13 protein-coding genes are annotated in these 12,405 nt (G+C 38.9%); 11 read left to right on the top strand and 2 right to left on the bottom strand.

Features of this window, described 5'->3' with window-relative positions:
* The first annotated feature begins 358 nt into the window (after positions 1-358).
* The 3 genes from apcA (at position 359) to ACQFX9_RS02315 (ending at position 1,838) form a co-directional block, all read left to right on the top strand.
* A complete protein-coding gene (gene apcA, locus ACQFX9_RS02325) occupies positions 359-844 on the top strand; it encodes an allophycocyanin subunit alpha (protein WP_427160528.1) in 486 nt (161 codons plus the stop codon).
* Positions 845-909: 65 nt separating this feature from the next.
* Positions 910-1,398 carry an allophycocyanin subunit beta gene (gene apcB, locus ACQFX9_RS02320; RefSeq protein ID WP_236145183.1) on the top strand — a complete coding sequence of 163 codons (489 nt, stop codon included), beginning with the start codon at positions 910-912 and terminating at the stop codon, positions 1,396-1,398.
* 233 nt (positions 1,399-1,631) lie between these two features.
* Positions 1,632-1,838 (top strand): phycobilisome linker polypeptide, encoded by a 207-nt coding sequence (locus ACQFX9_RS02315; protein ID WP_236145182.1) that lies wholly within the window; start codon positions 1,632-1,634, stop codon positions 1,836-1,838.
* 287 nt (positions 1,839-2,125) lie between these two features.
* Here the strand turns inward: ACQFX9_RS02315 and ACQFX9_RS02310 are convergent, their stop codons facing one another.
* The gene (locus tag ACQFX9_RS02310) at positions 2,126-3,124 is read right to left on the bottom strand and encodes a hypothetical protein (RefSeq protein WP_427160527.1); all 999 of its coding nucleotides are present in this window, start codon (positions 3,122-3,124) and stop codon (positions 2,126-2,128) included.
* Positions 3,125-3,571: 447 nt separating this feature from the next.
* Here ACQFX9_RS02310 and ACQFX9_RS02305 point away from each other — a divergent pair, with 447 nt between their 5' ends.
* From ACQFX9_RS02305 to ACQFX9_RS02285, 5 genes are all read left to right on the top strand, one after another.
* Positions 3,572-4,354 (top strand): class I SAM-dependent methyltransferase, encoded by a 783-nt coding sequence (locus tag ACQFX9_RS02305; RefSeq protein WP_427160526.1) that lies wholly within the window; start codon positions 3,572-3,574, stop codon positions 4,352-4,354.
* A 6-nt stretch (positions 4,355-4,360) separates the two neighbouring features.
* A complete protein-coding gene (locus ACQFX9_RS02300; protein WP_427160525.1) occupies positions 4,361-5,089 on the top strand; it encodes a TenA family transcriptional regulator in 729 nt (242 codons plus the stop codon).
* 218 nt (positions 5,090-5,307) lie between these two features.
* Positions 5,308-5,859 carry a heme NO-binding domain-containing protein gene (locus ACQFX9_RS02295; protein WP_427160524.1) on the top strand — a complete coding sequence of 184 codons (552 nt, stop codon included), beginning with the start codon at positions 5,308-5,310 and terminating at the stop codon, positions 5,857-5,859.
* Positions 5,860-5,870: 11 nt separating this feature from the next.
* Positions 5,871-7,322, top strand: coding sequence for a sensor histidine kinase (locus tag ACQFX9_RS02290; RefSeq protein ID WP_427160523.1), 1,452 nt, complete (start codon positions 5,871-5,873; stop codon positions 7,320-7,322).
* 312 nt (positions 7,323-7,634) lie between these two features.
* On the top strand, positions 7,635-8,819 hold the full coding sequence (locus ACQFX9_RS02285) for a glycosyltransferase (protein ID WP_427162773.1): 1,185 nt from the start codon (positions 7,635-7,637) through the stop codon (positions 8,817-8,819).
* Here ACQFX9_RS02285 and ACQFX9_RS02280 read toward each other — a convergent pair.
* Positions 8,783-9,979 carry a glycosyltransferase family 4 protein gene (locus tag ACQFX9_RS02280; RefSeq protein WP_427160522.1) on the bottom strand — a complete coding sequence of 399 codons (1,197 nt, stop codon included), beginning with the start codon at positions 9,977-9,979 and terminating at the stop codon, positions 8,783-8,785. The genes ACQFX9_RS02285 and ACQFX9_RS02280 overlap by 37 nt on opposite strands.
* Positions 9,980-10,121: 142 nt before the next feature.
* Here ACQFX9_RS02280 and ACQFX9_RS02275 point away from each other — a divergent pair, with 142 nt between their 5' ends.
* Genes ACQFX9_RS02275 through ACQFX9_RS02265 form a run of 3 tightly spaced genes read left to right on the top strand, consistent with a single transcriptional unit; the run spans position 10,122 to position 12,339 of the window.
* Positions 10,122-11,024: a hypothetical protein gene (locus ACQFX9_RS02275; RefSeq protein ID WP_427160521.1), complete on the top strand. Its 903-nt coding sequence runs from the start codon at positions 10,122-10,124 to the stop codon at positions 11,022-11,024.
* A gap of 4 nt (positions 11,025-11,028) precedes the next feature.
* On the top strand, positions 11,029-11,718 hold the full coding sequence (locus ACQFX9_RS02270; RefSeq protein WP_427160520.1) for a hypothetical protein: 690 nt from the start codon (positions 11,029-11,031) through the stop codon (positions 11,716-11,718).
* Between the two features lie 6 nt (positions 11,719-11,724).
* Complete coding sequence (locus tag ACQFX9_RS02265; protein ID WP_427160519.1) at positions 11,725-12,339, top strand: FHA domain-containing protein; 615 nt, start codon at positions 11,725-11,727, stop codon at positions 12,337-12,339.
* Positions 12,340-12,405 lie beyond the last annotated feature (66 nt).

Raw genomic sequence — 12,405 nt, 5'->3', positions numbered from 1 at the left:
GGACTCACCACTACATCAAGTGCGAATTTCTAAGGGACTGGGGACTGGGAAAAATTTCCCAGTAATCAATCCCTCGCTTTCTCCTGGATAACAAATCTGAAAATGAATGTTAAAAACTGTTAAGAGTAGCAATAAATGCTCAACAGAATGCCGGAGAATATTTTGCGTAAGGTAGCTGAGTTTAACAGCTTGTGTAGTTGTGTTAACTCCGCTAACCACGTAATCTAATGATAGAAGCAGTGACTCATTTAACTGCTTTCGTCTGGAGGAAGAGACTTAAATCTCGACCCAGCTAGTTTTAAAATCCCACCAGTTTAACCAAAACTCTGGTTTCATTTCGTATTGGAGGAATCCATTAATGAGTATCGTCACGAAGTCCATCGTGAATGCTGATGCAGAAGCTCGCTACCTCAGCCCTGGCGAACTAGATCGGATCAAAGCTTTCACCGCTAGTGGTACACAACGTCTCCGCATCGCTCAAGTATTGACCGACAACCGCGAGCGTTTAGTTAAACAAGCTGGCGATCAACTGTTCCAAAAGCGTCCTGATGTTGTTTCTCCTGGTGGAAACGCTTATGGTCAAGAAATGACAGCTACCTGTCTGCGCGACCTAGACTACTACCTCCGCCTCGTTACCTACGGAATCGTAGCTGGCGACATTACCCCCATCGAAGAAATCGGTATCATCGGTGTTCGTGAGATGTACAAGTCCCTCGGAACTCCTATCGATGCAGTTGCTGGTGGTGTTGCTGCTCTCAAAGGTGCTGCTGCTAGTCTGTTGTCTGCTGAAGATGCTGCTGAAGCTGGATCTTACTTTGACTACGTAGTAGGTGCATTGTCGTAGGGTCAAGCTATTTCCCGACCACAATGGAACTATTGCAATTAGGTTGAAAATAAGGAATTAACAAAATGGCTCAAGACGCAATTACCGCTATCATTAACTCTGCGGACGTTCAAGGTAAGTACCTAGATAGCTCTGCTTTAGACAAACTCAAAGCATATTTCTCCACTGGTGAACTGCGCGTTCGTGCTGCTACCACCATCAGTGCTAATGCAGCTACCATCGTTAAAGAAGCTGTAGCTAAATCTTTGTTGTACTCTGATATCACCCGTCCCGGTGGTAACATGTACACCACCCGCCGCTACGCAGCTTGTATCCGTGACTTGGATTACTACCTCCGCTACGCTACCTACGCTATGCTAGCTGGCGATCCTTCCATCCTCGACGAGCGCGTACTCAACGGTTTGAAAGAAACCTACAACTCCTTGGGTGTACCCGTCGGTTCTACCGTTCAAGCTATCCAAGCTATCAAAGAAGTTGCTGCTAGCTTAGTAGGCCCCGATGCTGGTAAAGAACTCGGCGTTTACTTAGACTACATCTCCTCTGGCTTGAGCTAAGAGCTACATCGCACTTAAGAAATTAAGTGTAGGTTGATTTAGGTCTGGAAATCAACTGTGAGTGCTAGAAAGTTTAGTCGCTTATCCTACTAAAAATTTAGTTATGAGTGTTAGCTGTCTAGTATTGACGTTTGATTTCCAGGCTTCGCAAGATTAATTAAATATTTTGGGTAAAAACATCCCAGTTTTTTGAAATAAAAAAGTTTTCACATTGACCATAGGAGATTCGACAAATGGCGCGGTTATTTAAAATCACAGCTTGTGTTCCTAGCCAAACCAGAATTCGCACCCAGCGTGAACTGCAAAATACCTACTTTACTAAACTTGTTCCCTACGAAAACTGGTTCCGTGAACAGCAAAGAATTCAAAAAATGGGTGGCAAAATCGTTAAAGTGGAACTCGCCACTGGTAAGCAAGGCACTAATACCGGTTTACTCTAATTTCTATAGTGGGAAAATTCTTATACAAAGAAGTAGTTCAAGAGGTCATATAATGACCTCTTATTTTTTTGTGGAAAAATTTTAGCTTGAACAGCAAGAAGCCTCTCGTAGAGAAGCGTCACTGTAGGTAGTTCACGAATTAAACATTTCGATCAAGCGGTATCCTCTAGGCGTAGGTTGGGTTGATGCTTTGCGAAACCCAACGCCACAATCAATGTTGGGTTTCCTAACGTCAACCCAACCTACATTTAATGCACTACTTTAGCCTTGACACGCTAGTAGGTAGTTCACGAATTAAACATTTCGATCAAGCGGTATCCTCTAGTATAAAGAGGAACTGGAGAACTAGCGTTACGCTTTTGTTTCGCTTCTTCGACACTTTCATCAAAAACAATGAGAGTTTCCTTACCCACTTTTAGCCAATCTTCATAAGGCACACTCATATCTTCTTCTACACCACCCACATTAGGTACAACCATTGCCCTATATGCTTCATTAAATTTGCGGCGAAAACGAAAATCCACAGAAATTCTCAAACCCTCAGCTTTTCTTCTCACTGTCTGATGCAATCCACGGGCATCATTGAAATACATCGTACCGTGTTGTAGCTTGGCTTGGGTGTAAGAGACAACCATCGGAATATCTCGCCCTTCATCAAAGTCTGACATCACCCGCATGGCTTGTAGTTCCATTTCACGGGGCATTTCACCAGCTTCAATAGTGATATGCTCAATATCACCAAATAGTGGTAAAACAACCACAGTCGCATCAGCATGAACGCCCGCCCACACATCACTATGACATTTAGAGCTAGTAAAAGGTAGACGTAGTTTTTCAGGATCAGTTTGTCCATAAACCATGCGGAGATTAACAGGTAAATCCACCGCATCAATCAAGTCATTAGCTCCTAGACTGTAAAAAGCTTCTGCCACACTTTTTTGAAACAAGTTAAAAGCTAGAGTATGTTCTTTCTTCGGCATAAGTAAGCCTGTACCCATGTAGTTAGGCAAATTGTTTCTAGCCTCTAATAGCCTTTGCAGCATTTCCACTTCTGAAAGAATGACGGGACTATTTAAACAGGCACAAATGTAAGTTGCGGCGGCGAGTTGAATTTGTTGGAATAATTCTGGTTGTAATGTGTGTTCAAATAGCAGTCGATAGTCTCGTTTTGTGGCCATTCTATCAGCTAGTTCATCAAACAAGCGATCGCCCAACTCCGAAAATGCGATCGCCTTTTCATATTCTGATTGAGCTTGTGGTGATGATTCAGTTAATATTCCTTGCATGATTTTTTGTGCCGAACTAGATGTTTACGACTCCTTGCATTACAAATTATCAAGATTTATTCGCTAATTACTTCGTCAAATATACTGTTTTTATACATCAATAATCTTGATAAAATAAGAGAGTATTGAGTATTAATTTTAAAATTATATAAAGTAAATCCTATAGGTTTTATCTAATTTTATTACTATAAAATTTTTATAAAACGCTGGTTTTTAATACTAAGACTTAATGAAGATACTTTGAAAATTAGCACATATCTTTTTAAAGAAAGCAACAAGATTATTGCAGTCATTTATATTAAAAAAAGAAAGCGAACATTAACGGTATTCTGATGTTATTAGCGATTTAAAATCAGTGATATCAACATTAAAAACAAAATTAGAGCGTGATAAAACTTAAATACATTTAATTAGTAATTTTTTTACAACAACAATCAGCACAGTACAATGCAGTCAGACACAACAATCATCAATAATGAGACTTCTACAGTAGACCTCTACAACAACACAGCAAATAGTTGGGTGAGAGAACAAGCTATTTCTTTATCAGACTTTACCGCACGTCCTTTTGTTCTCCAACTGTGTGAACCAATTAGTCAAATGCGGGTACTAGACCTGGGTTGTGGTGAAGGTTATTGCAGCCGAGAATTACGCCGACGCAAAGCTGCACAAGTTTATGGAATCGATATATCTCAAGGGATGATTGACGCAGCAAACTTCCAGGAAACCAACAATCCTTTAGGAATTACATACGAGGTGGGTTGTGCTACTAATCTTAGTCAATTTAACGATGGTGAGCTAGATTTAGTTGTTGCTGTTTTCCTATTCAACTATTTAACAATTGCTCAGACTCAAGAATGTATGCGGGAGATTGTACGCGTTCTTCAGCCTGGTGGAAGATTTGTATTTAGTATTCCTCACCCATCTTTTCCTTATATGCGAGAAGCAGCATATCCCTTCTATTTTCAGGTAGATGGTTCGGGTTATTTTAGTCAACGAGATCAGCAATTTGCTGGTCGTATTTGGAAACGAGATGGTTCTTGGTTGAATGTGCAGTTAATTCACAAAACTCTGGAAGATTACTTTAATTCTCTCAATATTGCAGGCTTCACCAAAATGCCGATGCTCAAGGAATTGCGCGTTACTCCAGAGCATATTGCTTTAGATGAATCATTCTTTCGTCCTCTAGAGGATTTACCTCTGCATTTAGCTATCCAAATATCGAAGTAAAGTATCATGTCATCTTTAATAAAATCTGCCTTCCACGAAATCACAGCTAATCATTCCCTGTGGAATCATGAGTTTTTGACTCGCTGTCGTACTGGTAACTTATCCCTTCCAGATGTGCAGATATTAGCTGTGCAGATGTATAAATTCTCCAAGGAGTTTAACCGAATTTTAGCGAGTATCTTGTCTTGCTGCCAAGATGAAGCTGCTCAATTAGTCATATTAGAAAACCTATTTGACGAAATGGGACAAGGAGATATTCATCAAGCTCATCCAGAATTATTTCGTCGCTTTACTCGCACACTTGGTATCGATGATGATACTTTAGCTGCACTACCAGCCACGCCAGAGACTCTAGCTTTAATCGAAACCTATTTGAGAATTCCCCATCAGTATGGCTATTTAGCCGCATTGGGTGCAGTCTGTTACGCCTCTGAAGGCATTGTCAGTTCCTTGTATACACAACTATATAACGGCATAGTGGGAGCTACACCTTTACCGAAAGAGTCACTCATCTTTTTTGAAGTCCATATTGATGTCGATGATAGTCATGCCGCAAAATTAGCCGCAGTTATGGAACCTCATCTTGATCACAGTGAGGAGGATATCAAAATTAAGCTGGCTATCGTAGAGGCAATGGATGCGCGTGTGCAGTTCTTTAACGGTGTTCAGCGTCAAATTGTGAAGCACTCTCAATATAGTTTCTTTCCTGATTCCCTACTGCTGCTGAATTCATAGTCAGTGGTGAAAATAAAGCGTAGAAATACGGATGTTATGACATTGAATTGTAACAATAAAATTAGTTATTTGTGAGAAATTGGATATCTCATCCAAAATGAACAGATGTTGCTCAGGTTAACTCTAGACTGAATGGAGGAAAAATAGGCGATCGCAAAACTTTTTGATGAGTCACAACCCGCAGCCTAAATTAACCGTATATTTGCAAGGGGTCTACTATGTATGGATTAGTGAATAAAGCGATTCAAGATATGGTGTGTAGCCGCTTTGGTGAAGATATCTGGAGAACAATTAAACAAAAAGCTGAGGTAGATGTAGACGTTTTCATTAGTATGGAAGGCTACCCAGATGATATCACCCACAGATTAGTGAAAGCTGCTAGTGTTGTACTCAATCTTTCACCTTCAGAGATTATGCAAGCTTTCGGGGAATTTTGGGTGCAATATACATCCGAAGAAGGCTACGGCGAGATGATGGACATGAGTGGCGATACACTCCCAGAATTCTTAGAAAACCTGGATAATCTTCATGCTCGCGTAGGAGTCAGCTTTCCCAAACTACAACCGCCATCATTTGAATGTAGTGATGTTGAAGAAGATATCCTCAAGCTACACTATCGTTCTGACAGAGAAGGACTAGCTCCAATGGTTTTGGGTCTAGTAAAGGGATTAGGAACAAGGTTTGATACAGAAGTCGAGATTACCCAAACCCAAAGCCGGGACAATGGTGCTGAACATGACGAATTTTTAGTGAAATATAGACAACAATGAAGGCTAGATGAATGCTCACTCCTCAATTCAGCCTCACACCAGAACTGTTTAATCAAGCCTTTCCGTTCCACTTTGTTTTCAATCAAGAAAGAGAAATTTTACAGGCTGGTGATGTTCTAGAACGCATCAGCAGTGAACCATTAGTGGGTAGCAAAATCGAATCACATTTTCGGATCAATCGTCCTAATATTGCGGTTGATTTTGAAAATATTCACAAAAAATCACGCTCTCTATTCATCTTAGAATTCATTCATAATGGAATGCTGATGAAGGGACAAATGATGTATCACCAGGAGCAAGAAATTATATTTTTTCTAGGTTCTCCCTGGATTACTGACACAGCTAGTCTGGCTAATTTCGGCGTTAAACTCAAAGATTTTGCTATTCACGATCCGATTGCAGACTTTCTGTTTTTATTACAAGCCAAGGATACAGCATTAGCTGATACGGGAAAGTTAACAGCAGAACTCACTCAGCAACGCGCTCAGTTAAGAAGTGCGCTGCTAATTAAAGATAATTTAACTCAAATTGCTCAAAAGCAAGCCAAAGATTTAAAAGAATCTCTCAAAGAACTTAGGGAAACCCAATCACAATTAGTTCAAGCAGCTAAAATGTCTAGTTTAGGTCAATTAGTTGCAGGTATAGCTCATGAAATTAATAATCCAGTTAACTTTATCTATGGCAATTTAAAGTACATTAAGGAATACACACATGATTTAATACAGCTACTCAATCTTTACCAGAAACACCATCAAAATCCTCATCAGGAGATTAAAAACCACATTCAGTTAATTGATTTAGAATTTTTGCTTGATGATCTACCCAAGATTCTCTATTCACTACAGATAGGCTCAGAACGTATCACTGAAATTGTTTTGTCTTTGAGAAATTTCTCTCGTCTGGATGAAGCAGAAATCAAAAAGGTCGATATCCACCAAGGTATTGATAGTACATTATTAATTTTGCAAAACCGACTTAAAGAGAAAACTGATCATCCTAAGATAGAAATTGTCAAAAATTATGGAGATTTGCCACTAATTGAGTGTTACCCTGGACAGTTAAATCAAGTGTTTATGAACATTCTTAGTAATGCGATTGATGCTTTAGATACGAGTAACAGTGAATTATTGTTTACTGACAGATGTAGTGCATCTAATAAAATTACAATTACCACGGCAGTTTTAGAAAATAATTTGGTGATGATCAAAATTGCTGATAATGGTTTAGGAATGTCAGAAGCAGTTAAAGAAAAACTTTTTGATCCTTTTTTCACAACTAAGCCTGTAGGTAAAGGTACAGGTTTAGGTTTATCCATTAGCTATCAAATTATTGTAGAAAAGCATCGGGGAAAACTCAAATGTTCATCGGAATTAGGCAAGGGTACGGAATTCTGTATTGAAATTCCCCTATCGATGAGCAGCTATTTAGCAGATCCAGATAAATCACTGAGTTGTGTATTATAGCAATTCGCAATTCGCAATTCGCAACGATGCTCCCGCCCCGCTTCTCTACGAGACGCTACCGCGTAGCTTGCTTCCACAAAGTGGTACGCTAATGCAATGGACTAACGTCCCGCTTCGCTAACACAATTCAGAAAGTCAGATAACATCTGGGTTTCAAGCTTTATACCTGTTGCCTAATTTTGGAGAATTGGTATTATTCTCCGTTCCAGATTTTTACGAGGAAAGTTAAAACGCAGTTGCTCAAGAATGTGGGAAAAATAATATCCTACACTCATATTGAGACTTTTTTGGGGAAATTACTTGTCTGCGATGATCAATAAACTTTTAGTAATTACTGAAAGATTTGCACCTGATTTGGGTGGTTTAGCCAGTAGTGCGACGCGTTTGGTAACAACATTATCTCAACTGGGGATAGAAGTTGATGTGGTTGCTTGGAGTCGCTACTTACAAGCAGGTGTAGTGTTACCTCCAGAATCTTTAGAAATTCAACCCCGTGTCTATCGCATAGGACTATATCGCCATTGGGATATGACTATGCCTCATACTTTAAATTTCTTGGAATGGCTGTATCAAACTCGTGATTATGATGCTGTTTGGGGTCATTATCTTTTTCCTAGCGGTTTTCTTGCTACATGGTTTGCCAAACTTCAGGGAATAGTTAGCACTGTCAGTGTGCGTGGTAATGATGTTGATAGGGAAATGTTTCCACCAGGAGATTTTGCGCGGTTACAGTGGACATTACAAAATGCTGATGTGATGACTGCTGTGAGTGCGGATATGGCGCGGAAGATTCAGTTACTATGTGGGCGTAATGATATTTTAGTCTTAAAAAACACAGTCAATACCGAAATATTCTGCACTGGGAAGGAAACTGCGCCACCAGGGTTAGAAGGCATAAATCAACAACTTCGCCAGACTTTAGGAATTGCTGCGGAGGAAGTAGTGCTGGGGTTTTGTGGAGAATTGCGGGAGAAAAAAGGACAACAGTTTTTATTGGATGCTTTAACCACAGTCCGAAAAGAACGTCCGGCTTGTTTATTAATTATCGGGGAAGTGAGGGCAACTCAAGAATCTGTGGTGCAAATGTATGCACATCATCAGCCAGAAAATGCTCAACGTGTCATTGTGACTGGACATTTACCCCTCCCAGAAAAAGTAGCTAGCTATTTACGCTTGTGTGATGTTTATCTCCAGCCTTCCTTGTGGGAAGGAATGCCTAATGCACTGTTAGAGGCGATGGCTTGCGGTTGTTGCTGTATCGCCAGTGATGCGGGTGGGATACCAGAAATCATTTCCCATGGTGAAAACGGGTTTTTATTACCTCGTTCGCAGTTGCATCGGTTGGGTGATGCGGTGCTGGAATGTTTGGCAATGCCATTAGCAGAGAAACAGCGCATTCAGCAAGCAGCACGCGATCGCATTTTAACTAGCTATTCTATCACCCAAGAAAAACAACAACTTCAAACGGTAATTGACCGCTTGATGCCCAATTCTTGATAGGCACTAACCAAAGTCTCACCGGCTTGTTGCCAAGTATAGTTGGTGATGATGCGCTGGCGGGCATGACTGGCTAGTTCTATGGCTAATTCCGGCTCATGATATAGTCTGAAAACCGCATCTTTAATAGCTTTGGCTGAACCTGGTTTGACTAATAAAAAGTCCACCCCATCTTCCCCTAGTTCTCGCACCACTGGTAAATCACTAGCAATCACAGGTACTCCCGTCGCCATTCCTTCTAAAATTTTCAGTGGACAACAACCTTGAACTAAATTGCGATCGCTCGGTGTCAGGGGAGATAAAATCACATTGGCGGCATGAATCTTCGTCACTAAATCTGGTTGTGACATTGGTTCTAAAATAGTTAACCTATCTGCTACGCCAAATTTTAATGCCAGTTGTTTGAGTGCTTGGGTTTGCAATTCCCTTGCTTGTCCGATAATGGTTAAATTTGCTGTTATATCTCGATTGATTAATCCCAAAGCTTCCACAGCTAAATTTACTCCTTGCCAAGCAGAAAGCGTGCCGAAATATAGCATTTCCCAGGGAATATCAATTTTATTTTCAGGATGACGATAGGTAAAGATATGCAAATCTACACCATTGGGAATGACTTGAATTTTAGCTGCGGGAATGTTTTTTTGCTGTTGTAAATATGTTGCTGTAATTTTACTAGGCGTAATAATTAAATCTGCGGCAGACAAACAAATTTGCTCTTGAGAAGATAATTTATGTAAAAGTTCCCGATCCTCACTCACACGAGGATAGCGATATTTCAATTCTATGGAAGGCAAGCCATTAACTTCAAAGATTAACTTGTCACAATATTGATTTTTATTAACAGCAATGACAAAGCCCTCATAAATTGAGCGAATATGAATAACATCAAATCGCTTTCCTTCTAGCCATAATCGCAATAACCGCCGAAAATAAATCACTCGCTGAATTAAGTTGTCACCTAAAGCTGGCAGTGTTGTTTGCTTTACCTGTGGATGAATTGGTGTAGATTCCTGCAATTCTGTCGTTGGAGAAACTGTCACTAACTGTACATCACCAAAATTCACACCTAAAGCAGAAACGAAAGCTTGAATATGAATTGCTGCTCCTTTTGGTGCCGGGACAGTATCAAAAGAAATATAGGCTATTTTTGGTAAGTTCATATAAAAAATTGACACATAATTTTCTGTTTTGATATACTGACGGCAAAACTCGTATTTTTTAAATAAAGCCCTTTTTCTTAATCATTTGATAACTTAATTAATAAAAATTAAAACCGATTTAACCGGGTGAAATATTCATAAAATGACTATTGAAATCGAAGAACTTCGTAAATATCGTACCTATGCCGTTAAATCCGCCGTTAAAAATATCTTAGAGGATTTACAAAAAATAGCGGAAATTGATAGCTTTGCTGAAAGCAAGCAAAAAAAGTATGGGAAATTATCACTTTTTTGCTTCTTGGGAATATTGGGTTTACTGGTGTTAACATTTATTCTTGCTCTTTTATTGACTAGTAATGAGTTAGTCGGCATAGTGATATTACTATCTATAGTCATATCATTCCTCTTGTTGATTGGGGTAATTTACACGTTATTCATGTATTTTAAATTCCGGGGTTTAAACTTGAGTAACTATCGATATGAATTAACCCAAAAAATTATACAATTACTTAAACGTGATATTAAAGAAGATGCTGTTTTAGATTTAGGATTATCTTTTAAATTCCTAGATAAAGTGGAGAACAAATCAGGAACAATTGATCATCCTTATAAAGCTGGATGGAAGATTGATAGTTATATTCAAGAATGGTTAACAATTAAAGGACAATTTCTAGATAAGACACATTTTGAATTAAGTTTAACTGAAATTTTAAAAAAGCAGTATGGCTGGAAACGTGGTAGTAGTGGCAAGAGTAAATATAAATCAAAAAGTAAATCGGGAGGGTTAGATATTAGCATCAGCTTAACTTATCCAAAAAAACGATATGGAGCCATCAAGCTTTTGCAACAAGAAGTTAATCATGCTATTAAGCTACCGATATCATCGAGTCTTAGAAGATTGAGAATTACAGATGAAGCGATTTATATCACTGCTAGAGTTGCACCCCAATTTGTAGATGCTCAAGATAAAGTATATCAAACAATTACAGCTATGTTTTTGAGTAGCTATCAAGTCCTAAATTTAGCAAAAATGCTCACAAAATAAACATATGAAAAAAATTATTATTCAGGGTTTAATCTTCAGCATTTTAATTTTATCTTCTGTAAGTTGCGGTAATAATCAGGCTAACAATAGTCCACCTAATCAAGTTAATACTTTACCACCTAATATTAATGAAACGGTAGCAGCTACCCCTGTAAATAATGTTATAGACAAAACTGAGAAAATTAAGTTTAAAACAGAAGGTGGTGCTGATTTATTTGCTATTAAGCAACGTCCAGATGGAGCTAAGTTAGTTGATGGTAAAGACGAGGAATTAGCTAGGATTAAAACTGATGATTCTGGAAAAATTAAAGTCAAAAATGCCCAAGATAAAGTTTTAGGATATGTCATCAATGCGGATGGTTCTTGGACAATCCAAGATGCTGAGAAAAAAGATAAATATTTTCTCAAACGTAACAGTGATAATACTTATCAACTAGAAGATAATACTAAAAAGCAATTGTATCAAATTACAACTAATAAAGCTGGCTTAGAAATAACCACACCGGATAAAAAATTAGTTTATCAAGTGAGAATTAAAGAGGGTAAAATTTCCTTAAGAAATGCCTCTGGTGGCACTGTATTTTCTACAAAATCAAATATGTCTCCTATTGCATTCGCCTGCTTTGGATTAGATTCCCTCACCCGCGAACAACAAGCAGCTTTAGCTTACGCTGTGAATTTAACAGGAGGTTGAGCAACCTTGCAAATAAAATTATCTTGGTTAGATCCAAATACAGGCGATCGCCGCGAACCATTATTACAAATACCAGTGGCAATAGGCAAAGAATTTACAGCCATGCCGCAACAAATGGATACTCAAAGAGTTTCTAGAATTGTGATTAAAGACGATTTAATCGCTGATTATCATGCTTTAATTAATTGGCAAAATCAAGAGCTAATTATTATAGATCAGAATACTAATAGCGGTATCAAAATCAATGGTATACAGTTAACAACTGGTAGTATTAATGATGGCGATCGCATTCAAATCGGTAATTGCGAAATCCTAATTAACCTGACAACGACAGCTGATTGGGAGTGCGATCGCATGGTGGGTTTTTTGTTCAAACGTCGCTGTGGACGAACAGACACCACCAATTGTCCCCACTGTCACCAGTTCTATGAAGAAGACTACGCTTACTACCCTGACTATGGTGATTATCGTTCTAGTTCGTGGAGTAGGGATTATTACTATAACCGCGATCGCTATGATTATGACCCAGAAACAGGTAATGTTGACTTTACAGAAGCCGACGGGATGAGTTTTGCAACAGAAAGAGACAGCGACTTTGAAACCAATATGGGAGCGAGTTGAAAAGGCAAAAGTAAAAAGGCAAAAGGCAAAAGGAAGAATAGTGTAATTTGCTAGACGAGGGATTGG

The organism is Aliinostoc sp. HNIBRCY26 (assembly GCF_050235535.1).
GTDB lineage: Bacteria > Cyanobacteriota > Cyanobacteriia > Cyanobacteriales > Nostocaceae > Trichormus.
Note: the sequence above shows the minus strand (reverse complement) of the source record. Positions and strands in the feature narration are given on the sequence as shown.